Below are 21,685 nucleotides of genomic sequence, written 5' to 3'. Positions count from 1 at the left end.
GCTAGTCGCCCCAGCAGTTCCGCACGCCGAAGGCCACGTCCTCGGACTCGACGCCCGGCACCCGGTCACCGGTGATGAGCCGGACGCCGGTGTCGAGGTAGCCGCTGGGCGGCTCGGCCTCGCCGCGCACCGCCTGGGCGATCGCCCGCACGCCCTCCCGGGCCATGTTCTCCGGGAACTGCTGGGCCGTCGCGTCGATGTCACCGGGCCGGACGCCGTTCTTGACGGCCTCGCAGCCGCCGTCGACGGAGACGACGATGACGTCGTCCATGCTCGTCCCGGCCGCCTCGAGCGCCGCGATCGCCCCGAAGGCGGCGGGCTCGTTGACCGTGTACACCACGTTGATGTCCGGGTTCTCCGTCAGGAGCTCCTCCAGGCCGGCGCGCGCCCGCTCCTCGTCGCCCTGCGTCTCCACGGAACCGACGATCTGCTCGTCGTCGTCCTGGATCCCGAACCCCTCGAGGAAGCCCTCGTGCCGCTGGTCCCCGGACTCGATCCCGGGCGCCAGGTCGAGCATCGCGATCCGCGGCTCGACCCCGTCCCGGTCGGCCCTCGCCTGGGCGTAGGCGCCGATCAGCTCGCCGGCCCGCAGGTTGTTCGTGCCGAAGAAGGCGTCGACGGCGTCGGCCGGGTCCGTCGGCGTGTCCACGGCGATCACGATGACCCCGGCCTCCCGGGCCTGCTCGATGGCGGGCACCACGGCCTCGGAGTCGGTGGGGGCGATGAGGATGCCGTCCGCGCCCTCAGCGGTCATCCGCTCCAGGGCCTCGATCTGGCTCTCCACGTCGACGTCGCTCTGCCCGGTCGCGGTCAGCAGCTCCACGTTGTGCTCACCTGCCTCGTCCTGGGCGATCTCGCGCATCGTGACCCAGTACGGGTTGGTCTCCTGCTTGGTGATGAGCCCGACCGTGACGCGCTCGGTGCCCGCTCCGCAGGCGGCGACGCCCAGGGCGAGCACGCCGGCGGCCACGACGACCACGCCGGACCGCGTCCACCGTCCGCGACGAAGCTGCGTCATCGTCCTCACTCCCGGCTGGTGCGCAGATCGAAGAGCGCGTACGCGGCCACGAGCGCCAGGCACACCCCGGGCACCACGTAGCCCCGCGCCGCCCCCTGGGTGTCCATGACCGCGGCGTGCACCATGGGCAGGAGGGCGCCGCCGAGGATGGCCATGACGAGGCCCGCGGCGCCGAACTTCGCGTCGTCGCCCAGCCCGCGCAGGGACACCCCGTAGATGGTGGGGAACATCAGCGACAGCGACGCGGAGATCGCGACCACGGCGTAGAGCCCGAGCATGTTCAGCGAGAACATCGCCACCAGGCAGCAGGCGACGCCGAAGAGCGCCATGATCAGCAGCAGCAGGGTGGGGCGGAAGATCCCGAGCAGCCAGGTCATCACGAAGCGCGAGACCAGGAAGAGGATCAGGCTCGCCTGCAGGTACCAGCCCGAGGCCTCGGCGGAGAGCCCGACCACGTCCTGCGCGTACAGGATGGTGAAGGTCCACACGCAGGTCTGGGCGGCGACGTTGAAGAACTGGGCGGCCACCCCGTAGCGGTAGTGGCGGTTCTTCCAGAGCCGGCCGGCGACGTTGCCGCCGGGCACCGCCTCGACCTCCACCGCCGTCGGCAGGTGCATCTTCCGGAACGCGATGAGCAGCCAGATCAGCACGAGGACGACCGCGATGCCGAGGTAGGGCTGGAGCACGAGCGAGAGGTCGCGCTCCTGACTCTGCCGCAGCTCCTCGGGCGACATGATCGTCTTGGACGCCTCCGAGGTCAGGCGCGGCAGGATCAGCAGGGCGCCGAGGAGCACGCCGATGTTCGCGCCGATCGGGTTGAACGCCTGGGCCAGGTTGAGCCGCTGCGTCGCGCTCTTCTCGTCCCCCATGGCGATGACGAACGGGTTGGCTGAGGTCTCGAGGATGGAGAGCCCGGCGGCAAGCACGAACAGGGCGAGGAGGAAGAACTCGTAGACGAGCACCTGGCTCGCCGGGATGAAGAGCAGGGCGCCGGCCGCCGCGAGACCCAGCCCGGTCAGCACGCCCGCCTTGTAGCCGAACCGCCTGGTGATGAAGGCGGCGGGCAGCGCGAGCGTGAAGTAGGCGCCGTAGTAGGCGAACTGGACCAGCGAGGACTGGAAGTTCGACATGTCGAAGATGCTGCGGAACACGCCGACCAGGACGTCGGTGAGGTTCGCGGCGGCGCCCCAGGCGGCGAAGCACAGCACGAGCAGGATGAACGGGACGGCCAGCTCGCGTTCGACGAGCCGCGCCTTTCCCGACGCCGGAGCCGCCGGCACGGCACTGGTCGCCACGCGGGCCACCACCTCTCGAGCTCCAGGGGCTACGCCGCCCCGACTCTTCCGCGGTCCTGGAAGCGTGACGGACGGTGGGCGTGCCCGCAAGATCAGGCGGTCCCGTACGGGGTCGGCCCCGGGCTTCGTCCGCGTGGAACCGCGGGCGCGCGGCCGCAGGACCCGGCTCGTATGGTCGGGACGTGAACCGCGATCGACGAGGAGCAGGCCCGTGCCGCGTGACCTCACCCTGAAGACCCTGAACGCCGTGCACCGGGCATGGATCGGCCTGACCCGCGGGCGCAGCGGCTGGGACGCCGGTCGCATGCCGGTGCTGGAGCTCACCACCACCGGGCGGCGGAGCGGCCGCCCGCACCGGGTGCTGCTGACCTCCCCGGCCCGGGCGGGCGACGCGTTCGTCGTCGTCGCCTCCCGCGGCGGGGACGACCGCCCACCGGCGTGGCTGCTCAACCTCCGGGACACGCCGGAGGTGGAGGTGCGGCTGCACGGCGGGCCCGCCCGGGCGGCCCGGGCACGGGTGGCAGCTCCGGCCGAGCGCCGGGCGCTGTGGCCTGAGGTGACGGCGGCCTACCCGGGTTACGCCCGGTACCAGGCGCGCACCAGCCGGGAGATCGCCCTCGTGCTGATCGAGCCGACCGTGGAGCGATCGAGCTGACCGTGGACCGGGCGGGCGGGGCGTCGCTCGGGACCTGACCGGAAGCGGGAGCGCCGACGTCGCCGCTCCCGCCGCACGCCGGCACGCGGAGGTTGCGCGCACCCTGTCGCACGCCCGCCGGCGGGTGTTGGATGACGGCGTGAGCCGGGAGTCGGAGCAGGCGAACCGCAGGCTGCTGCGCGCCCGCGACGCCATGGACCGTGCTTACACCGAACCGCTCGACATCCCGGCGCTCGCGCGCATCGCCCTGGTCTCGGAGGCCCATTTCATCCGCACGTTCAAGGAGACGTTCGGCGAGACCCCGCACCGCTACCTCCAGCGCCGGCGCGTCGAGCGGGCGATGAACCTGCTCCGGGAGACGGACCGGTCCGTCACCGACATCTGCATGAGCGTCGGGTTCACCAGCCTCGGCTCGTTCAGCCGCACGTTCCACGACATCGTCGGCCGGTCGCCGAGCGAGTTCCGGTCGGAACCGCCGCCGGCGCCGGTACCGACCTGCTTCACCAAGCGGTGGAGCAGACCGAGCAGTTTCGGAGAAGCCTCGAGCGGCCGGGGCTGAATAGCGTCGTCGCATCGGCCGCCCGCCCGGGGCGGCCCGGACCAGGAGAGCGTCATGATCACGTCACTGCGCATCAGCCAGATCTACGTCCTTGACCAGCAGGAGGCGCTCGACTTCTACGTCGGCACCCTCGGGCTCGAGGTCTCCGACGACCAGGACCTCGGGTTCATGCGCTGGCTCACCGTGGCGGTGCCCGGGGACCCGAACCACAAGATCCTGCTGGAGCGGCCCGGCCCGCCCTCGATGGACGAGCGCACCGCCGAGCAGGTCCGGGACCTGGTGACCAAGGGCGCCGCCGGCGGGCACCTCTTCTTCACCTGCGAGGACGCCCAGGCCCTGTACGAGCAGCTCGTGGAGCGCGGGGTCGACATCACCGACGAGCCGACCACGCGGCCCTACGGGCTCGACTTCGGCCTGCGCGACCCGTTCGGCAACCACGTCCGGGTGGCCCAGCTCGCCGACGTCCCGGCCGCCACCTGACCTCTGTGCCCGGTGCACCGAGACGTCAACCGCCCGGCGAGACGTCACGAGTTCGTGACGTCTCGCCGGGCTGTCACAGGTCGCGGTGCAGGGGTGGCGCCCGCCTCAGTGTCCGCCGAGGTACTCCTCGCGGCGGCGCAGCATCGCCACCGCCATCGCCGGCAGCATCAGGACGTGGCCGAGCGTGATCAGCGCGGCCTCGGGGAGGACGCCGAGCCAGTGCACCGGGAACAGCACGGCGAAGGACAGGTACATCGCCAGGCCCATCTCGGCGATGGCGGCCCAGCTGTGACGGCGGAACGCCATCCACGCCGTCATGCCGACGGTCATCGTCGTCGCCATCAGCAGGGCGCGGACCTCGACGCCGGCCCCGTCGTCGAGGAGCATCGCGACCGGCATGAGCACCACCATCCCGGCGACCATGGCGATCACCATCTGCAGCAGGTGGAGGACGGAGTGCCGGTCGGTGACGGTGGCGCGCCAGCTCCGGCGGGCCGTGCGGACTCCGGGGCGGGTGGCGCCGGAGAGGGGGGTGCGGGGGTGGGCGGTGCGGACGACGGTCATGACAACCTCCAGGTGAGACGGTCGGTGGGGCGGAGCCGGTGGCAGAGGGCCCGTCGGCGGACGGTGAGCGCGACGCCGGCGACGACGGCCAGCCCCGCGAGGGTGAGAAGGGACGGCAGGACCAGCACGGACCAGGGCCAGGACGGGCCGGTGAGCCGGAGGCCGTCGACCGGGTACTCCAGCACCTTGGCGGCCCAGCGGGCGGTGGGCCGGTCTGTGGTGCGGGCCAGGTCGCGCAGGGTGGCCTCGAACGGGAAGCCGGCCTCGGCGTGCACGTACTCCGGCGCGAGCCCGAGGGCGTCGGCCCGGGCGGCCAGGTCGGGGTCGCGACGGCCCGCGGCGTCGGCGCCGGGCACCAGGAGGCGGTCGAGGCCCCCGACCCGGTCGAGGTCCGCCACCGGCACGAAGCGGAGTCCGTGCCGGGACGTCACGACGTCGTCGGCCACCGTCACCGCGACCGTGCGCGCGGCGAGGGACTGCCCGCTGTAGGTGTCGAAGACCGAGGCGAGCTCGAGCTCGCCGACGCCGTCGGTGAGCACCACGCCCAGATCGGTGGTGCGGTAGGCCGCGTTGACCGGGAAGATCACGGCGCCCGGGCCCAGCTGCTGCACAGGCAGCGCGGCCGGCGCGCCGGGGGAGTAGTGGTCCCAGCCGATCTCGTCGGCGGTCCGGCTGGCGACGTCCGCGCCGGCGAGCCGCTCCACCACCCGCAGCGAGCCGTCGATGTTCGACAGCAGGCCGCCGGTGGAGATGACCTCGCCGTCGTCGACGTAGCGGGTGCCGCGCCGCCAGCTCACCTCCGGGTACCGGCGCTCCAGGGCGTCGAGCCGCGCGAAGTGCGAGGTGGCGTCGCGCCCGTCGAGGAGGCCCGCCGCCGCGAGCACCTCCGCGCCGTTGCAGACGCTCACCAGGAGCGACCCGCCCGCCGACTGCTCCCGCAGCCAGGCGGAGACCGGCTCCGCGTCCGGCTCGCCGACGTCGGGCATGGCGGGGACCACGACGACGTCGGGCGGCGCACCCAGCCGGTCACGGAGCTCGGCGAAGGTCAGGTCCGGGGCCAGGTGCAGGCCGCCGGTCAGCGGCAGGACCTCACGCCCGGGGGCGACGGTGTAGACGTTGAACGCCCCGGAGGTCGCGAGGACCTCGTAGGGGGCGAGGACGTCGGAGACCTCGGCGCCGTTCGCGCCGAGGACCACGACGGCGGTGGGCCGGCCGGGATCGTGCGGGCGACCGCCGTCGGCGGGTTCGACGACGGCGGGCGGGTCGAGGGGCGCGTACTGGCGCTCGACGGCGGCCAGGGCGCGGACGACCCCGACCCCTGCGGGCAGGAGCAGCGCGGCGAGAACCAGGGCGAGGATGCGGATCGATCGGTTCATGGCTCCAAGGTGCGCGCGTACGCCGCCGGTGCCAGGTGCCGAACGTCATGCCGGGGGTCACGACCTCGGCGTGACCCCTGGCCCGTGTGCCCGGCTACTCCAGCAGCCCCAGCGCCCGGGCACGCAGCGCCGCCTGCGTCCGGTCCCGCGCCTCGAGCTTGAGGAGCACGTTCGTGACGTGGTTCTTCACCGTGCCCTCCGCGAGGTAGAGCTCCGCGGCGATCTCCCGGTTGCTCCGGCCCCGCGCCACCAGGCGGACGACCTCCAGCTCCCGGTCGCTCAGCGGGACGGCGAGCGGCTGGGCGGGCGCCGGGGTGTCGTCCAGCTGGGCGAACCGCGCGACGACCTTGGCGGCGACCGACGGCTGGAGCACCGACTCGCCGCGCGCCGCCGCGAGCACGGCCTCGACCAGCCGGTCGGCGGAGACGTCCTTGAGCAGGTACCCGAGGGCGCCGGCGCGCAGGGCGGCGAAGACCTCCTCGTCCTCGTCGAAGGTGGTCAGCGCGAGCACCCGGACCGCGGGCTGGTCCACGTGCAGCCGTCGGGTCGCGCCGATCCCGTCGAGCACCGGCATCCGCAGGTCCATCAGGACGACGTCGGGGGAGAGGGCCGCCGCGAGCCGGACCGCCTCCAGCCCGTCGCCGGCCTCGCCGACCACCTCGATCTCGTCCCGGACGGACAGCAGGGTGGCGAGGGCTTCCCGGAACAGCGCCTGGTCGTCGACGACGAGCACCCGAACCGGGCCCGCGGCGCTCACCCGGGCACCTCCACCCGCAGCGTCAGGCCGCGCCCGGGCGCGGAGTCCACGCGAAGCCGTCCGCCCAACCTTTCCGCCCGCTCCTGGGCGCCGAGGAGCCCGAAGCCGAGCGGGGTTCCCGCGCGGGGGTCGGCGCCCACGCCGTCGTCGCGGACCTCGACGGCGACGGCGGCCGGGTCGCGGTAGTCCAGGACGACGCTGGCCCGGCTCGCCCGGGCGTGCTTGCGCACGTTGGTCAGCCCCTCCTGGGCGGCACGGAACAACGCCTCCTCGGCCTCGGCCGGCAGCGGACGGGCGGGCCCGGCGACCTGCAGCTCGGCCGGGACGCCGGCCGCGGACGCCTCCTCCGTCAACCCGCGGAGACTGTCCGGCAGGGGGCGCGCGGTGCCCGGTTCGCGCAGCGCAGAGACCGACCGGCGCACCTCCGCCAGGGCCGCCTCCGCCTGGCCCTGCGCCTTCGCGAGCAGCTCCTCGGTGCGGGCGGAGTCCGACGCGAGGACCGCCCGGGCGGCCTGGAGCTGCATCTGCACGACCGTGAGGTGATGGCCGAGGCCGTCGTGGATGTCGCGGGCCAGGCGGTTGCGCTCCTGCGTCGTCGCCAGCTGCTCCGCCTGCGCCGCGTACCCGCGCAGCTGGGCGTGCGCCTCCGCCAGCTGGTCCCGTGCCCGCTGCTCCCGCACCAGCAGCTCGGCCAGCACCAGCCCGAAGACCACCGCGGCCAGCGTGCCGAGCCCCGCCCGCAGCCCCTCCGGGGCGGACATGCCGAGGTGCCCGAGCGGAACCACGGCGGCCACGACGACGCCCGCGGGAAGCCCGAGCAGCACCACGGCCTGCATGACGAGGACGACCATGAGCAGCGTCGCGCCCACCTCCAGGTGAGCGGCGCCGAACATGACCATGCCGAGCACGAGCTGCCCCGCCACGTAGGCGGCCGCCCAGGCGCGGCCGCGGCCGCGCACCCAGGCGAAGCCGACCGTGGCGACCAGCGTGAACGCGCCGGCGAGCACGAGCGCCCACGGCTCCTGCCACGGCCGCCGGAAGGTGTCGGTCACCTCGACGACGAGCGTGAGCAGCGCGCCGCAGGTCAGGAGCACCAGCGCCCGCGTCACACCGGTCACTGTGGTGCGCCGCGATCGCCGGCGTCAACAGCTCGGGTCCGGGCGCGCGCCGCGCTCGCGGCTCGTTCGCGGGACGGCGGTGCCGGGACGCTGGGAGCATGCGCCTGTGAAGGTTCCCCGTCCGAAAGTCCGGTCGACGTCGTGGTGGGCGTCGCCGTCGCCGTCGCCGGGGCGGGCGGGGGCCCGGTGACGGCCGACGACGGCGGCCGGGTCGCCCTCCCGCGGTCGCTCCAGGTGGCCGGCACGCTGCTCGTGCTGCTCACCTGCCTCGTGGCGCTCGCGGTCCTCGGCCTCCTCGGTCTCATGGCCGAGGACCTCCTCAGAAGCGGCGCCGCCGCGGGAGCCGCCGTGGCGCTCGCCGCCGCCACCCTGCCCGCGTGGCCCGTGGCCGCCCTGGTCTCCGCCACCCGGGCGTCCCGGGCGCACGGGGCGTCCCGGTGGCTGTGGCCTCTCCTCGCCGTCTCCATGGCGCTGGGCCTGGCCGGGCTGAGCTGGGTCGCCGCCGGCTCCCGTGACGCGGGCTGCACCCTGTTCTGCGAGCTCGCCCTCTTCGCCGGAGTGTTCGCGCTGGGCGCGGCGGCCGTCCTGGGCGGGCTGGGCTCCTGGGTGCTGCGCGAGCTGCGCTCCCACGCCGAGCGGCTCCGCGCCGAGGGGCTCCCCACGGGGCAGCGGTAACCAGAGCGTTCCCCGGGGAGGCGCCCGGCTCAGCCCCGCGACCCCGCTCAGCCCCGCGACGTCCAGCGCCGCGCCACGTCCTCCGCGTCCGCCTCGCCGAGCCGGTCGGGGAGCGGGGCGTCCGAGCCGGTGACCCGGAGCCCGTCGGTGAAGATCGCCAGGTAGCGCCGGTAGGCCCGCGGGTTCGACGCCGTCGCGTGCATGGCGAGCTCCGTGATCATCAGGAACATCATCGTCAGGTCCTGCGGGGTGGCGTCTGGCCGCACGGCCCCCTCGTCCTTGGCCCGCTCCAGGAGCTCCTCGACGTGGCGGGCGACCCGCTCCGCCACGTCGTCGAAATCCTCCGAGAGCTGGCCCGGCCCGAGCGCGACGTCGCGCAGCCCGAGGTTCGCGGCGAGCAGGTCCGCCACGTGCCCGATCAGCAGCATCAGCCCGTCCCAGGCCGGCTCGGCGGCCAGCGCCTCGTCGGCGACCGCGAGGATCTGGGCGACCTCGCCCTGCAGCGCCTCCCGGACGAGCGTGGCCCTGTCCGGGAACCGCCGGTACACCGTCCCGACCCCCACGCCGGCGTGACGGGCGATGTCGTTGAACCCCACCCCGAGGCCCTGGGCGGCGAAGACCTCTCGGGCGGCGCGGATGATGCGCAGCCGGTTCTCCTCGGCGTCCCGGCGCAGCGGCCGCTCGGCCGGGGCGCCTGCCGGCCGCCCGCCCGGAGCCCTCTCGTCCGCGGCTCCGCCGTCGCTGCTCATGTGACGAAGCATACGGATGCATGTGGATGCGCCTTATCCGGTTACCTGGGTACGGTACGGAACCGGATAGACCGAATCCGCTTAGCCGAGGCCAGCACCGCCCGCGCCCGCATCCCAGGAGTCCTCCATGGCAGAACTGCTCTACCGGCTCGGCAGGTTCGCCGCCCGCCGCGCCTGGCTCGTCGTCTCGGCCTGGCTCGTGGTGCTGGTCGCGGTCGGCGCCGCGTTCGCCACCTTCGGCGGCACGCTCAGCACCGCCATCACCATCCCCGGAACTCCGACGGCGGAGGTCACCGACCGGCTCCAGGCCGAGTTCCCCGACGCCGCCGGCGGCACGGGCATCGTCGTCCTCCACACCGCCGACGGGGCCGCGTTCACCGACGCCCAGCGGGACGCGCTCACCGACGTCTTCGCCGAGGTGTCCGACGTCGAGGGCGTCCGCTCCGTCGTCGACCCCTTCGCGGTGCGGACCCAGCTCGCGGACCAGGAGGCGCAGCTCGCCGAGGGGCGCGCGCAGATCGCGGCCGGCCGGGAGCGAATCGCCGCCGGCGAGGAGCAGCTCGACGCCGCCCGCGCGCAGCTGGACGCCGGGCAGGCCGAGCTCGACGCCGCCCGCGCCCAGGCCGAGGCCGCCGGCCTCCTGGCCCAGGCGCAGCCCCAGCTCGACGCCCAGCAGGCCCAGCTCGACGCCGCCCGCACCGAGCTGGAGACGGGGGCCGCCGAACTGGAGACGCAGCGCGCGGAGCTCGAGGCCGGCAGTGCCGAGCTCGAGCTCGGCGCCGAGCAGCTCGCCCTGGCGAGCGGCGTCAGCACGGTGTCCGACGACGGCTCCGCCGCCACGGCGGTCGTGCAGTTCGACGACCCGCTCTACGAGGTGCCCACCGAGACGAAGGTGGGCATCGAGGCTGCCTTCGAGGGCAACCCGGTCGACGGCGTCGAGGTGGACTACTCCGCCGAGATCACCCAGAGCATCGACAGCATCGCCGGCGCCGCCGAGGCCATCGGCCTGGCGGTCGCCGTCGCCGTCCTCATCATCATGCTCGGCTCGCTCGTGGCCGCCGGGCTGCCCATCCTCTCCGCCCTCATCGGCGTGGCCGTCGGCTCCCTCGGGGCGCTGGCGCTGTCCGGCACGATCGAGATGATCAGCGTGACACCGGTCCTCGGCCTCATGCTCGGCCTCGCCGTCGGCATCGACTACTCCCTGTTCATCCTCAACCGCCACCGGCGCCAGCTGCGCGAGGGCCTCGAGCTGCACGAGTCCATCGGGCTCGCCACCGGCACCTCCGGCAACGCCGTCGTCTTCGCCGGGCTGACGGTCCTCATCGCGCTGCTCGCCCTCAACGTCACCGGCATCGGGTTCCTGGGACTGATGGGCACGGTCGCCGCGGCCTGCGTGGCGATCGCCGTCCTCGTCGCCGTCACCCTCATGCCCGCCCTCCTCGGGCTCGTCGGCCACCGGGTCCTGCCCCGCCGCCAGCGGCACCACGGCGCCCCCACGCACGTCCGGCGGCCGGCCCGGGCGATGTCCACCGGCGCCGCGATCCTCTCGCTGGTCGTGGGTATCGCCGCGCTCGTCGTGATCGCCCTGCCCGCGCTCGACATGCGCCTCGGCCTGCCGGACGGCTCCGCCGAGCCGCAGGACTCCACCCAGTACGAGGCCTACTCCGTGGTCGATGAGAAGTTCGGCGCCGGCCAGAACGGCCCGCTGCTCGTCGTCGCCGAGCTCCCCGCCGGAACCGACGACGCCGAGGTGGCCGCGCTCCAGGTCGCCGTCGGCCGGCAGATCCTCGCCCTCGACGACGTCGACGCGGTCGCCCCCGTCGGGACCTCCGAGGACGCGACGCTCGCCGCGTTCCAGGTGGTCCCCGCCGACGGCCCGAGCAGCGAGTCCACCGAGGCGCTGGTCCACACCCTGCGCGGGCTCGACGTCGACGGTGAGCCCGACGTCGAGCTGGCTGTCGCCGGCGCGGCCAGCGGCAACATCGACATCTCCGAGAAGCTCTCCGACGCGCTGCCGGCCTACCTCGGCCTGGTCATCGGGCTGTCGCTGATCATCCTCGTGCTGGTGTTCCGCTCGATCCTCGTGCCGCTCATCGCCACCGGCGGGTTCATCCTGTCCGTGTTCGCGGCGTTCGGCGGTGTCACCGCCATCTACCAGTGGGGCTGGCTGGGCGAGATCTTCGGGGTCCACACGCCCGGGCCGGTGCTGAGCTTCCTGCCCACGATCCTCATCGGCGTGCTGTTCGGGCTCGCCATGGACTACCAGCTCTTCCTCGTCTCCGGGATGCGGGAGGCGTACGTGCACGGCACGCCCGCGCGCGAGGCCGTGATCGAGGGGCGCCGCGCCGGCCGCGCAGTGGTCACGGCGGCGGCGATCATCATGATCTCCGTCTTCGGCGGGTTCATGTTCTCCCACCTGGCGATGATCCGGCCGATCGGCTTCGGCCTCGCCTTCGGTGTGCTGCTCGACGCCTTCGTCGTGCGCATGCTCATCGTGCCGGCGCTCATGCACCTCGCCGGCGACCGGGCCTGGTGGCTCCCGCGCTGGCTCGACCGCCTCCTGCCCGACGTCGACGTGGAGGGAGCCGCGCTGGAGCGGCGGCACCACCAGCACGAGGCGGAGCCGGCGGGCGAGGCCGTGACGGTCCGGTAGGGGCCCGGCGGTCGCCGGACGCACGGGGGGCCGGCCGGAGGTGGGCCGGGACGGCGGTGGGCAGGGTCTGCCGGGCCGGGGACCGCTCAGTCCCGGGCACCGAGCGCGGCGGCGACGGCGCTCCCCAGGCTCGTGGGGGGACGCCGCAGCACACGGGCGAGGTCGCCCGTCTGCCGCTCGAAGGCACCCGCGCGGACGGCGGGACCGATCATCGCCAGGATGCCGTCGTCGTCCTCCACCTCCCGGTAGGAGACCGTGCGCCCGCCGAGCTCGCCCAGCACCGCGGCCAGCTCGGGGTAGGTCCACCTCGGCCCGGTGAGGTCGTAGGCGGTGCCGCGGTGGTCGCCGTCCGTCAGCACGTTGGCGGCGGCCTCCGCGAGGTCGGCCCGGCCGGCGGTGTTCAGGCCCCGGGCGCCGACGCTGCCGGTGAGCTCGCCGGCCTCGATCGCCGCCCACAGGCCCGGGTGGAAGAAGAAGTCCGAGTAGATGGGGTGCCGCAGGAAGGTGTGCGGCAGCCCGCTGTCGCGAATCGCCTGCTCGGTGGCGTGGTGCTCGCCCAGCAGCCCGTCCTCGACGAAGTCCGCACCCAGCCCGCTCGTGTAGACGATCGAGCCGACGCCCGCGGCGACCGCCGCGTCGACGACGTTGCGGTGCTGGGCACCCTCGCACCCGGCTCCTCAGACGGCCCCGAGATGAACAGGAGGACGTCGGTGCCGGCGAAGGCCGAGCGGAGGCTGACCGGGTCGTCGAAGTCGCCGTGGCGCACCGCTACCCCACGAGCGGCGAGGTCCGCGGCCCTGCCCGTGTCACGCACGGCGACGGCGACCTCGCCCGCGGGGACCCGCTCGAGCAGGCGATCCACGACCAGGCGGCCGAACTGACCCGAACCAGCCATCACGGTGATCATGGCGCTCCACGGCGAGGGTTCTCGGCGGCGGTGCGGGTCGCTCGCCGCGACCGCTCTGCCGGGTTCGAGGCCTCGGCCGGTCGGCCGGAGCTCACAAGGTCAAGGAGACCACGCCGAGGAGCGCCGTGGCTATGGGCCGGGACAGGTGGTCAGGCGGAGCTGGTGCCTGTGCCGAGCAGCGCCCCGGCGAGGGTGTCTGCCAGCCACGTGCGGTACTCGTCGTGACTCCACCCGCACGCGCGTACCAGGCTGTCGTAGTTGGCCTGCGCGCAGACGGTCCACAGGATGTCCGCGGCTCGTTCCGCCGACATCCCCTCGCGCAGGTGCCCGCGCTCGCCGAGCAGCCTCGCGAACCGCAGCAGGCCGTCGTGCCGCTGGCGGTCGTGTGCCAGGCGCAACGCCGCTAGCTGGGGCTCGCTGCTGGCGGCGGCGTCGAGAACCCGCAGGAGGTCACCGGCCCTGCTCCACACGCCCGGCTGGGTGGAGGCGTAGAGCCAGAGCTGGCGGCGCGGGTCCTGCTCCCCGATCACCCGGCGGATCCCCGGGCGGTCCTCCACCCGAATACTGGCGCGTTCGGCGCCGCCGGCGAGAGCCGCCTGCACCGCGGCCTCCAGCAGCGCGGCCTTCCCGTCGGCCGAGCGGTAGACGGTCTCGACGGCTACGCCCGCCTCCGCCGCGATCTGCACCATGGTCGCGCCGGCGTACCCGCGCTCCACGAAGACCCGGGCGGCGGCCTCGACGACCGCGGCGCGGGTGCGCGCCGCCCGCTCGCGACGCACAGGCGCGTCGTAGCGGCGGCGGGGTCTTGTACTGTCGGACATTGGGAGGAATGATACTGGCACCAATAACTCGCGGCCGACTCCCGGCCGCGGTGCTCCGAAGGAGGAGCGATGGACACCGAAGCGATGAAGAAGGCTGCTCGCCGCGTTCTCGAGGAGGTGTTCCCCGTGCAGGACGACGCCGCGCTCGCCGAGCTGGTCAGCCCGGACTTCGTCAACCACGAGGCGCCCCCGGGGACGCCGCCCGGCCTGCCGAGCGTGTCGCCCTTCATGCACATGCTCGGGAGGGCGTTCTCGGAGCAGTCCTGGACGGTCCACCACGTGGTGGCGGAGGGCGAGATGGTCGCCCTCCACTGCACCCACAGCGGCCGTCACACGGGTCCGTTCTTCGACCTGGCACCGAGCGGCAACACCTTCAGCTACCGGCAGATACACCTGCTGCGGATGCGAGACGGCCGGGCCGTCGAGCACTGGGCGGTGCGCGACGACGCGTCCCTCATGCGTCAGCTCACCGCGGCCGAGGCTCCCGCGGCTCCCGCGGCTCCCGCGGCTCCCGCGGCTCCCGCGGCCACGAGCCCGGGAGCGCGTGTGTCGTGATCAGTTCCCGGCGTCCTCAGTCCCCGGGTGCCTTCGCGTACGTGTCGACCTGACCGAAGTCGACCAGGACGCACGGCTCGTCGCCGATCACCTCGGCGTCGTGGCCCGGCGGGAGCGAGAACAGATCGTCGGGGCCGGCCTCGAACTGGGAGCCGTCCGCCATGATGACCCGCATCCTGCCGGAGACGACGTAGCCGAAGTGCTCGACCTGGCACAACTCGGTCTGGGCGATCGGCTTGAGGTTCACCGACCACTTCCAGCCGGGCTCGAAGGTGCTCTTGCTGACCGAGCGGCCGTTGACGACGACGACCTGCGCCCTGCCCTTTCCCTTGAACTCGCGTGTCTCGTCGGGCGAGCTGAAGTTCTTGGTCTCGACGCGGGCCATGGGGCACTTCTTCCGGAGTAGGTGGGGCTAGTGTCCGCTCGGCCGCCGCCCGGCGCCATGGCGGGAAGGTCCAAGAAAGAGGCGTGGGGTCGGTCGTCGGGCTCCGGCGGTGGTCAGGCCTCGGCGCCGCGTGGCGACGTGACTCTCATCGGCCCGGCGAGCCGTTCGAGCCCGTCCAGGATGACGCCGAGGCCGAACTCGAACTCGTCACCGAAGTCGTAGCCAGGTTTCATGGCGCGCTCGGTCGCGTACTCCGCGAGGTAGGGGTACTCGCCGCCGGAGAATTGCGCCGCGATCGAGGCCACGACCTCCTGAGCGGTGTCTGGTCCGAACGGCAGCGCCGCCTCCTGGATCGCGAACCCGTAGACGAAGGCGTCGAGGAGGGCGTAGGCGTGTCCGGTCATCTCCAGCGAGAGGCCGGCTCCCCGCAGGGTGGCGAGCACGGCTTCGTGGTGCCGCAGGGTCGCCGGTCCCGGCGTCGAACGGGACTCCATCAGCGCGATCGCCCAGGAGTGCCGCCGCAGCACGTCCCGCGCCGAGGCGGCGCGGCGGCTGAGCTCGGCGCGCCACTCACCGTCGGGAGCGGGGAGCTCCACCTCGCTGAAGACCAGGTCGACGATCCCGTCGAGGATCTCGTCCTTGTTCGTGAAGTGGTGGTACAGCGCCATGGGTCTGACGCCCAGCTCCTTGGCCAAGGAGCGCATGGTGAGCGACCCCAGGCCGCCGGCGTCGGCGACCGCGACGGCGTGCTCGAGCACCCGCTCCCGACTGAGTGGGACGCGGCCCTCCCGGCCGCGTTCCGCCTCCTCCGACATCGGGACCCCCTTCCGTCTTCCGCTTCCGTACTTTGTACGTTAGCGTACTGTACAAAGTACAGGCGCGCGGCCGGCGCTCCTGCGGACAGAGGGAAGACGGACATGGTCGCTGAGGACCAGCACGTCAGCACGGACAGCCCGGCGACGGCGGAGCGCACGATGCGCGCCGTCGTGCGGGAGGAGTACGGCGAGGCCGACGTCGTCCGGGTGGCCCGGGTCGCCCGGCCCGAGCCGGGCGACGGCGAGGTCCTCGTCAGGGTCCACGCGGCCGGCCTCGACCGCGGCGTGTGGCACCTGATGGCCGGGCTGCCCTACGCCGCCCGACTCGTGTTCGGGCTGCGCCGGCCCAAGAACCCGGTCCTGGGCGCCGACGTCGCCGGAACCGTGGTCGCCGTCGGTCGGGCGGTGACGAGGTTCGCCGTGGGGGAGGAGGTGTACGGCTTCGGCGCGGGCACCTTCGCCGAGTACGCCGTCGTGCCGGAGAAGAGCCTGGCCCGCAAGCCCGCGAACCTGACGTTCGAGCAGGCCGCCGTCGTGCCGGTGTCCGCGGTCACCGCCCTCAAGGGCCTGCGCGACGTCGGGCGGGTGCGGGCGGGGCAACAGGTGCTGATCACCGGGGCGAGCGGCGGCGTCGGCTCGTACGCCGTGCAGCTGGCCAAGGCGTTCGGCGCCGAGGTCACCGGCACGGCCAGCACGGCGAAGCTCGACCTCGTGCAGTCTCTCGGGGCGGACCACGTCCTCGACCGCACCGCCCAGGACTTCGCCGACGGCTCCCGCCGCTACGACCTGATCCTCGACATCGCGGGGAACCCGTCGCTCGCGCGGCTGCGCCGGGCGCTCACCCCGACCGGGACGGCCGTGATCACCGGCGGCGAGGGCAACGGCAAGCTCACCGGGATGAGGCGGCAGCTCGCCGCCCTGGCCCTCTCGCCGTTCGTGCGCCAGCGGCTGACCACGTTCGTCGGCACGGTGCGGTCCGCAGAGCTCGAGGAGCTCACCGACCTCATCGAGGCCGGCACGGTGACGCCGAGCCTCGAGCGGACCTACCCGCTCGAGCAGGCGCCCGAGGCGATCCGTCGGCTCGTGGCCGGGGAGGTCCGGGGCAAGGTCGCCATCACGGTCTGAGCACGCCTCGGTCGACCGGCGGCCCTGAGCGGGACGCCGACAGACTACGAGCCTCGAGCGATCGGAGGTGGGAGACATGAGGTCCACCACGACGGGCGCCGGAACCGCCCGCGCGACCGGTGCGCTGTTTCTGCTCAGCGCGGTGACGTTCGCGGTCGCGGCCACCGTCCTGTCCGCGACGTTCGACTGGCCCGACATCCTCCGGGAACCGGCCGGCGTTGTGCTGCCGGCGTTCACTGCCGGTGGCGCGAGCCTGGTGTGGACGTGGTTCGCCACCGCCTGGACCTACGGACTTCTTGCGGTGCCGATCCTGCTGCTGCCGGCCGTGCTGGCTCGGCGGGACCATCCCGCGTTGCGCGTGGCCACCTGGGCGGGCGCGATGTCCGTGGTGCTCGCCCTGGTCGGGTTCCTGCGGTGGGTGTTCGTCGTCCCGGCGCTGGCGCGCTCCTTCGCAGCAGGAGATGCGACCACCCGTGCCGCCGTGGACGCCGCGTGGACCGCACAGCACCAGTTCGGCGGCGCCCTGCTCGGCGAGCACCTCGGGCAGCTGCTGGTCATCGCCTGGTCGGTCACCGTCAGCGTCGTCATCCTGCGCACCGGGGTGCTGCCTCGCTGGCTGGGCGTCACCGGACTGGTCGCCGGGGTGCTCTATCTCGCGAACCAGGGTGACGTCCTCGCGACCGCTGTCCCGGGCTTCCCGGTCTGGGAGCCGGCCGGCCTGATCGGCAGCACCGCCTGGGGCTTGTGGGTGGCTGCCTTGGGCGTGACCCTCCTGCTCGGGCGGGTGCACGCCGCCGGCGCGGGCTCCACCCCGGCCAGGAGAGAAGAAGGTCGGCCCCGCCCCCGCTGACCGGCGTGGGCGCTGAACCCTGCTCCTCAGCCGGGGCGATCGCTCACGCCGTCCGGCTCCGCCGGACCACGAGCGCGACGCCGGCCAGCGCGGCGGCCATCACCCACAGCACGCCGCCCACCCCCGCCGACGCCGCGGCGAGCCCGGCGACGGTCGGCACGACCGTCTGGCCCAGCCGGTTGCCGGTCAGCCGCACCGACAGCCAGGTGGCGCGGGCACCGGGCGGCGACGCCTCGGTCACCCACGCCATCGTCAGCGGCTGCCCGATCCCCAGGGTCAGCCCGGCGACGGCCATGACGGCGAAGAGCGCGGCCAGCGGCATGGTCACGGGGATCGCGGCGACCGCGAACGCGGAGAGCGCCAGCGAGAGGGCCAGCGTGGGGAGCCGGCGGAAGCGGGCCACCAGCCCGCCGACGAACATGCGCGAGACCATCGACGCCGCCGCCCGCACCGACAGCAGCACGCCGACCGTCCCCGCGCTGATCCCCGCCTGCGCGCCGAGGGCGGGCAGGTAGACGACGAGCAGGTCGATTGCCGCGATGAGGACGAGCGAGGCCGCGATCGCGGTGAGCAGCTCGCGGCGCACCGGCCCGGTCACCCGCATCGCCAGCCGCAGGCTACCCGGCGGGTCGTCGCGGGCGGGCCCGGACGCCCGGGTGCGCATCGCGGCGGTACCGACCACCAGCACGACGGCGAGCACCACGGCGCCGCCGAAGACGGCGGAGGTGTCCGGGATGGCGCCGTCGCCGCCCAGCAGGGTGATGAGGCCCGGCCCGACGATCTGGCCGAAGGAGACCGACAGCGTGTAGCGCCCGAACGCCGAGTCCAGCCCGCGGGTCCCGCGCAGCACGGTGACCGTGGTCTGCTCGCCGACGATGGTCAGCAGGTGCCCGACGCCCAGCACGACGCTCCACAGCAGCAGGGCCGTGAAGGAGTCCGCCAGCCACGCCAGCCCGACCGTCGCCACGAGCATCAGGCCCGCGCCGGACCAGAGCGCGAGCCGCTCGCCGCGCAGGTCGGTCATCCGCCCCACCGGGATGGCGATGAGCAGGGGGACGACGGCGAAGGCGCCGGAGAGCAGCCCGAGCTGGCTCGCGGGGACGTCGAGCTCGAGGGCGCGGTACGCCGTCGTCGGGCGCACGACGTAGGTGAGCGCCTGGACCACGACGGCGTGGCACATCAGGGCGACGGGCCACCCCCGCGCGACCATCGGGTCAGACGGCGGCGTCGACGCGTGCCCGCGCGCCGGTGCGGCGCGCCAGCACCCGCGGCAGCACGATCGCGACCACCAGGAGCACGTACACGGTGATCGAGAACGGCGAGCTGACGAGGATGCCCAGGTCGCCGGCGGAGATGTCGAGCGCCCGGCGCAGCTGGAGCTCGGCGAGCGGGCCCAGGATCGCGCCGATGATGAGCGGCGCGACGGGGACGCCGAACCGGCGCATGACGTACCCGAGCAGGCCGATCCCGGCCATGACCCACACGTCGAACACGGCGCCGTTGAGCGTGTAGGCGCCCAGCAGCGCGAACAGCGCGATGCCGGCGTAGAGGTAGGGCTTGGGGATCTGGAGGATCTTCACCCACACCCGCACGAGCGGGAGGTTCAGCAGGAGCAGCATCAGGTTGCCGATGAACAGGCTCGCGATCAGGCCCCACACCAGCGGCGCCTGGGTGGTCAGCAGCTGCGGACCGGGCTGGATGCCGTACTGCTGGAACGCGACGAGGATGACGGCGGCGGTCGCCGAGGTCGGGATGCCCAGCGTCAGCAGGGGCACGAGCACGCCGGCGGCGTTGGCGTTGTTGGCGGCCTCCGGACCCGCGACGCCCTCGATGGCGCCGTGGCCGAACTCCTCCGGGTGCTTGGAGAGCTTCTTCTCCAGGGAGTAGGACAGGAACGTGGGGATCTCGGACCCGCCGGACGGGATGGTGCCCATCGGGAAGCCGATCGCGGTGCCGCGCAGCCATGGCTTCCACGAGCGTCGCCAGTCCTCGCGCGACATCATCCGGCCGGTGAACCGGGCGATCGAGAACGCGGCGCCGGTCTGGTGGGCGGCCACGTAGAGGACCTCGCCGATGGCGAAGAGGCCGACGATGACCAGGACGACGTCGATGCCGTCCAGGAGCCGCACCAGGCCGAAGTCCAGGCGGGCCTGCCCGCTCTGGAAGTCGATGCCGATGAGCCCGATGACGAGCCCGAGGGAGAGGCTCAGGAGTCCGCGCAGCACCGAGCGGCCAAGCAGCGCGCTGACGGTCAGGAAGGCCATGACCATCAGGGCGAGGTAGTCGTGCGGGCCCAGCCTGACGGCGATGCGCACGATCGCCGGCGCGGCGATGGCGAGCGCCGCCGTCGCCAGGGCGCCCGCGACGAACGAGCCGATGGCGGCGGTGGCGAGGGCGGCGGCGCCCCGGCCCGCGCGCGCCATCTTGTTCCCGTCGATCGCCGTGACGATCGAGCCGGCCTCGCCGGGCGTCTTGAGCAGGATCGACGTCGTCGACCCGCCGTACATGGCGCCGTAGTAGATGCCGGCGAACATGATGAACGTGCTCGAGGGCTCGAGGCCGTAGGTGAGGGGGAGCAGCAGGGCGATCGTCAGCGCCGGGCCGATGCCGGGCAGGACGCCGACGAGCGTGCCGATCGCGGTGCCGGCCAGCGCGTAGAGCAGGTTCGTCAGCGTCAGCGCGACCGCGAAGCCTTGCGCGAGGGAGGTGAGCGAGTCCATCACAGCACCCCCTCGAGCACGCCGGCCGGCAGTCGGATCGACAGGCCCTGCGTGAAGCCGACGTAGATGGCGACGGCGAGCGCGGCCGAGACGACGAAGTCACGGACGTAGCGGCGGGCGCCGAGGGCGTACGCGATCGCCCAGAACGTCACCAGGGCGGTCGGCACGTAGCCGAGCCGCTCCAGCGCGAGCGCGTACCAGGCGATCGCGGCCACCACGATGAGCGCGCCGCGGAGGTGGACCACGGCGACGTCGACGTCGCCCTCGCCCTCGTCGGGGTCGCCGCGGCCGCCCGTCAGGACGTGGACGATCAGCGCGAGCGCGACCGCCATCGTGAAGACCGCGACGATCGTCGGGAAGAACCCGGCCCCGATGCCGGACGCCGACGTCGACGCCGGCAGCGAGCGGGCGTCGAGGAGCACGACGACGCCCAGGCCCAGCACGGCCAGGCCCAGGACGAGCTCGCCCCAGACGATGCGCCGGCGTGCCCGCCCCGCCGGGGCGGGGCGGGTCTCCGGCGTCGCCGCGTGGGCTCCGCCGTCGGCCGTCACTGGACGAGACCGAGGCCCTCGAGCACCTCGGTGACGCGGGCGTTCTCCTCCTCGATCCACGAGGCGAACTCCTCGCCCGAGATGTAGACGTCCTCCCAGGCGTTGTCGGTGACGGTCTGCTGCCACGTCTCGGACTCGTGCAGGGCGTCCAGGGTGGCGACGTACTGGTCGACGGTCTCCTGGGGCAGGTCGGCCGGGGCCGTGATCGAGCGCCAGTTGTAGAACTCCAGGTCCTCGAGCCCCGCGTCGGTGAGGGTCGGGGCGTCCGGCACCGACTCGACGGTGTCCAGGGCGGAGACGAGGAGGGGGCGGAGCTCGCCGCTCTCGACCTGCGCCTGGAACTCGCCGGTTCCCGCGATGCCGGCCGCCACCTGGTTGCCCAGCAGCGCCGTCGTCGCCTCGCCGCCGCCGGAGAACGGGACGTAGTTGAGGTCGCTGGGCGTGATGCCGCGCTCCTGGGCGAGGAGGCCGAGGAAGAGGTGGTCGGCGCTGCCCGCGGAGCCGCCGGCGATGGGCACCGAGTCCGGGTCCTCCTCGATGGCGGTCAGGAGGTCCTCGAGGGTCTGGAACTCCGAGCCCTCGGGCACGACGATGAGCTCGTACTCGCCCATCAGCCGCGCGAGCGGGGTGACGGCGTCGAGGGTGACGTCGGAGCTGTTGGTCACGACGCCGGTCATCATCGCCAGCCCGGAGGCCATCCACAGGCCCTCCTTGCCGGTCTGCGGGGCGACCTGGGCGAGCGCGACCGTGCCGGACGCGCCGGGGACGTTCGTGACGGTGACCTGGTCGGCGAGCGACTCCGCCTGCAGGCCCTCCTGCACGGCGCGGGCGGTCTGGTCCCACCCGCTGCCCGGGGCGGCGGGCGCGATGATCTCGAGCTGGGCGATGGGCTCGGCGGCCGCGCCGCCACCGTCGGCCGTGGTGGCGGTCCCGCCGCCGGCGGGTTCGCCGTCCCCGGAGTCGGTGGTGCCGCCCCCGCCGCCGCAGGCGGCGAGGGTGAGGGCGGTGGTGGTGAGGGCGAGGAGGCCAAGGGTGCGGCGAGAGCGCATGAGGGGGC

The 21,685-nt window shown here is 73.8% G+C and carries 23 protein-coding genes and 1 pseudogene; 8 read left to right on the top strand and 16 right to left on the bottom strand.

What is annotated here, in order from left to right; translation table 11 throughout:
• Nucleotide 1: 1 nt before the first annotated feature.
• Together KZX45_RS12730 and fucP are read right to left on the bottom strand one after the other, a co-directional pair.
• Nucleotides 2-1,018: a substrate-binding domain-containing protein gene (locus tag KZX45_RS12730; RefSeq protein WP_248258120.1), complete on the bottom strand. Its 1,017-nt coding sequence runs from the start codon at nucleotides 1,016-1,018 to the stop codon at nucleotides 2-4.
• Nucleotides 1,019-1,023: 5 nt separating this feature from the next.
• The gene (gene fucP, locus KZX45_RS12725; RefSeq protein ID WP_248258119.1) at nucleotides 1,024-2,313 is read right to left on the bottom strand and encodes an L-fucose:H+ symporter permease; all 1,290 of its coding nucleotides are present in this window, start codon (nucleotides 2,311-2,313) and stop codon (nucleotides 1,024-1,026) included.
• 211 nt (nucleotides 2,314-2,524) lie between these two features.
• Between fucP and KZX45_RS20315 the strand changes: the two genes are divergently transcribed.
• The 3 genes from KZX45_RS20315 to KZX45_RS12710 all read left to right on the top strand — a co-directional run bounded on the left by KZX45_RS20315 (nucleotide 2,525) and on the right by KZX45_RS12710 (nucleotide 4,007).
• The gene (locus KZX45_RS20315; protein WP_248258118.1) at nucleotides 2,525-2,968 is read left to right on the top strand and encodes a nitroreductase family deazaflavin-dependent oxidoreductase; all 444 of its coding nucleotides are present in this window, start codon (nucleotides 2,525-2,527) and stop codon (nucleotides 2,966-2,968) included.
• Nucleotides 2,969-3,107: 139 nt separating this feature from the next.
• Complete coding sequence (locus KZX45_RS12715; protein ID WP_248258117.1) at nucleotides 3,108-3,527, top strand: AraC family transcriptional regulator; 420 nt, start codon at nucleotides 3,108-3,110, stop codon at nucleotides 3,525-3,527.
• Nucleotides 3,528-3,581: 54 nt separating this feature from the next.
• Nucleotides 3,582-4,007 (top strand): VOC family protein, encoded by a 426-nt coding sequence (locus tag KZX45_RS12710; protein WP_248258116.1) that lies wholly within the window; start codon nucleotides 3,582-3,584, stop codon nucleotides 4,005-4,007.
• A 105-nt stretch (nucleotides 4,008-4,112) separates the two neighbouring features.
• On the opposite strand, the gene KZX45_RS12705 is transcribed toward KZX45_RS12710, so the two are convergent.
• The 4 genes from KZX45_RS12705 to KZX45_RS12690 all read right to left on the bottom strand — a co-directional run bounded on the left by KZX45_RS12705 (nucleotide 4,113) and on the right by KZX45_RS12690 (nucleotide 7,813).
• Complete coding sequence (locus KZX45_RS12705) at nucleotides 4,113-4,571, bottom strand: hypothetical protein (RefSeq protein ID WP_248258115.1); 459 nt, start codon at nucleotides 4,569-4,571, stop codon at nucleotides 4,113-4,115.
• Nucleotides 4,568-5,947 carry a DJ-1/PfpI family protein gene (locus tag KZX45_RS12700; RefSeq protein WP_248258114.1) on the bottom strand — a complete coding sequence of 460 codons (1,380 nt, stop codon included), beginning with the start codon at nucleotides 5,945-5,947 and terminating at the stop codon, nucleotides 4,568-4,570. Before KZX45_RS12700 ends, KZX45_RS12705 begins: the two co-directional genes overlap by 4 nt.
• A gap of 94 nt (nucleotides 5,948-6,041) precedes the next feature.
• Nucleotides 6,042-6,704 carry a response regulator transcription factor gene (locus KZX45_RS12695; RefSeq protein ID WP_248258113.1) on the bottom strand — a complete coding sequence of 221 codons (663 nt, stop codon included), beginning with the start codon at nucleotides 6,702-6,704 and terminating at the stop codon, nucleotides 6,042-6,044.
• A complete protein-coding gene (locus KZX45_RS12690) occupies nucleotides 6,701-7,813 on the bottom strand; it encodes a sensor histidine kinase (protein WP_248258112.1) in 1,113 nt (370 codons plus the stop codon). Before KZX45_RS12690 ends, KZX45_RS12695 begins: the two co-directional genes overlap by 4 nt.
• 150 nt (nucleotides 7,814-7,963) lie before the next feature.
• Between KZX45_RS12690 and KZX45_RS12685 the strand changes: the two genes are divergently transcribed.
• Nucleotides 7,964-8,497, top strand: coding sequence for a hypothetical protein (locus tag KZX45_RS12685; protein ID WP_248258111.1), 534 nt, complete (start codon nucleotides 7,964-7,966; stop codon nucleotides 8,495-8,497).
• Nucleotides 8,498-8,544: 47 nt separating this feature from the next.
• Here KZX45_RS12685 and KZX45_RS12680 read toward each other — a convergent pair whose 3' ends face one another.
• On the bottom strand, nucleotides 8,545-9,246 hold the full coding sequence (locus tag KZX45_RS12680; RefSeq protein WP_248258110.1) for a TetR/AcrR family transcriptional regulator: 702 nt from the start codon (nucleotides 9,244-9,246) through the stop codon (nucleotides 8,545-8,547).
• 127 nt (nucleotides 9,247-9,373) lie between these two features.
• On the opposite strand from KZX45_RS12680, the gene KZX45_RS12675 reads away from it, so the two are divergent.
• Nucleotides 9,374-11,899, top strand: a complete 2,526-nt coding sequence (locus KZX45_RS12675; protein WP_248258109.1) for an MMPL family transporter — start codon at nucleotides 9,374-9,376, stop codon at nucleotides 11,897-11,899.
• A gap of 86 nt (nucleotides 11,900-11,985) precedes the next feature.
• Here KZX45_RS12675 and KZX45_RS19990 read toward each other — a convergent pair whose 3' ends face one another.
• The 3 genes and pseudogenes from KZX45_RS19990 to KZX45_RS12665 all read right to left on the bottom strand — a co-directional run bounded on the left by KZX45_RS19990 (nucleotide 11,986) and on the right by KZX45_RS12665 (nucleotide 13,627).
• Complete coding sequence (locus tag KZX45_RS19990; protein ID WP_308221745.1) at nucleotides 11,986-12,507, bottom strand: hypothetical protein; 522 nt, start codon at nucleotides 12,505-12,507, stop codon at nucleotides 11,986-11,988.
• A gap of 77 nt (nucleotides 12,508-12,584) precedes the next feature.
• Nucleotides 12,585-12,794, bottom strand: a pseudogene (locus KZX45_RS20505) (NAD(P)H-binding protein); the annotation flags it as partial.
• 161 nt (nucleotides 12,795-12,955) lie between these two features.
• The gene (locus KZX45_RS12665) at nucleotides 12,956-13,627 is read right to left on the bottom strand and encodes a TetR/AcrR family transcriptional regulator (RefSeq protein ID WP_248258108.1); all 672 of its coding nucleotides are present in this window, start codon (nucleotides 13,625-13,627) and stop codon (nucleotides 12,956-12,958) included.
• A gap of 69 nt (nucleotides 13,628-13,696) precedes the next feature.
• Between KZX45_RS12665 and KZX45_RS12660 the strand changes: the two genes are divergently transcribed.
• Nucleotides 13,697-14,182: an ester cyclase gene (locus tag KZX45_RS12660; RefSeq protein ID WP_248258107.1), complete on the top strand. Its 486-nt coding sequence runs from the start codon at nucleotides 13,697-13,699 to the stop codon at nucleotides 14,180-14,182.
• 16 nt (nucleotides 14,183-14,198) lie between these two features.
• Here KZX45_RS12660 and KZX45_RS12655 read toward each other — a convergent pair whose 3' ends face one another.
• Entirely contained in the window at nucleotides 14,199-14,567 is a 369-nt protein-coding gene (locus tag KZX45_RS12655; RefSeq protein ID WP_248258106.1) for a cupin domain-containing protein, read from the bottom strand.
• Between the two features lie 113 nt (nucleotides 14,568-14,680).
• A complete protein-coding gene (locus tag KZX45_RS12650) occupies nucleotides 14,681-15,382 on the bottom strand; it encodes a TetR/AcrR family transcriptional regulator (RefSeq protein WP_248258105.1) in 702 nt (233 codons plus the stop codon).
• Nucleotides 15,383-15,484: 102 nt separating this feature from the next.
• Between KZX45_RS12650 and KZX45_RS12645 the strand changes: the two genes are divergently transcribed.
• Both KZX45_RS12645 and KZX45_RS12640 read left to right on the top strand, forming a co-directional pair.
• Nucleotides 15,485-16,507: an NAD(P)-dependent alcohol dehydrogenase gene (locus KZX45_RS12645; RefSeq protein WP_248258104.1), complete on the top strand. Its 1,023-nt coding sequence runs from the start codon at nucleotides 15,485-15,487 to the stop codon at nucleotides 16,505-16,507.
• 76 nt (nucleotides 16,508-16,583) lie between these two features.
• Entirely contained in the window at nucleotides 16,584-17,357 is a 774-nt protein-coding gene (locus KZX45_RS12640; RefSeq protein ID WP_248258103.1) for a DUF4386 domain-containing protein, read from the top strand.
• A 43-nt stretch (nucleotides 17,358-17,400) separates the two neighbouring features.
• On the opposite strand, the gene KZX45_RS12635 is transcribed toward KZX45_RS12640, so the two are convergent.
• From KZX45_RS12635 to KZX45_RS12620, 4 genes are read right to left on the bottom strand one after another with little or no spacing between them, the layout of a single operon-like run.
• Nucleotides 17,401-18,567, bottom strand: coding sequence for an MFS transporter (locus KZX45_RS12635; RefSeq protein ID WP_248258102.1), 1,167 nt, complete (start codon nucleotides 18,565-18,567; stop codon nucleotides 17,401-17,403).
• Between the two features lie 4 nt (nucleotides 18,568-18,571).
• A complete protein-coding gene (locus KZX45_RS12630; RefSeq protein WP_248258101.1) occupies nucleotides 18,572-20,077 on the bottom strand; it encodes a tripartite tricarboxylate transporter permease in 1,506 nt (501 codons plus the stop codon).
• On the bottom strand, nucleotides 20,077-20,628 hold the full coding sequence (locus tag KZX45_RS12625; RefSeq protein WP_248258100.1) for a tripartite tricarboxylate transporter TctB family protein: 552 nt from the start codon (nucleotides 20,626-20,628) through the stop codon (nucleotides 20,077-20,079). The genes KZX45_RS12630 and KZX45_RS12625 overlap by 1 nt, the downstream gene beginning before the upstream one ends.
• A complete protein-coding gene (locus tag KZX45_RS12620; RefSeq protein WP_248258099.1) occupies nucleotides 20,625-21,677 on the bottom strand; it encodes a tripartite tricarboxylate transporter substrate binding protein in 1,053 nt (350 codons plus the stop codon). Before KZX45_RS12620 ends, KZX45_RS12625 begins: the two co-directional genes overlap by 4 nt.
• Between the last annotated feature and the right edge of the window lie 8 nt (nucleotides 21,678-21,685).

This window comes from Georgenia sp. EYE_87 (genome assembly GCF_023148685.1).
Classification (GTDB): Bacteria; Actinomycetota; Actinomycetes; order Actinomycetales; family Actinomycetaceae; genus Georgenia.
The sequence above is the reverse complement of the archived record's forward strand: the minus strand, read 5'-3'. Positions and strand labels throughout refer to the sequence as shown.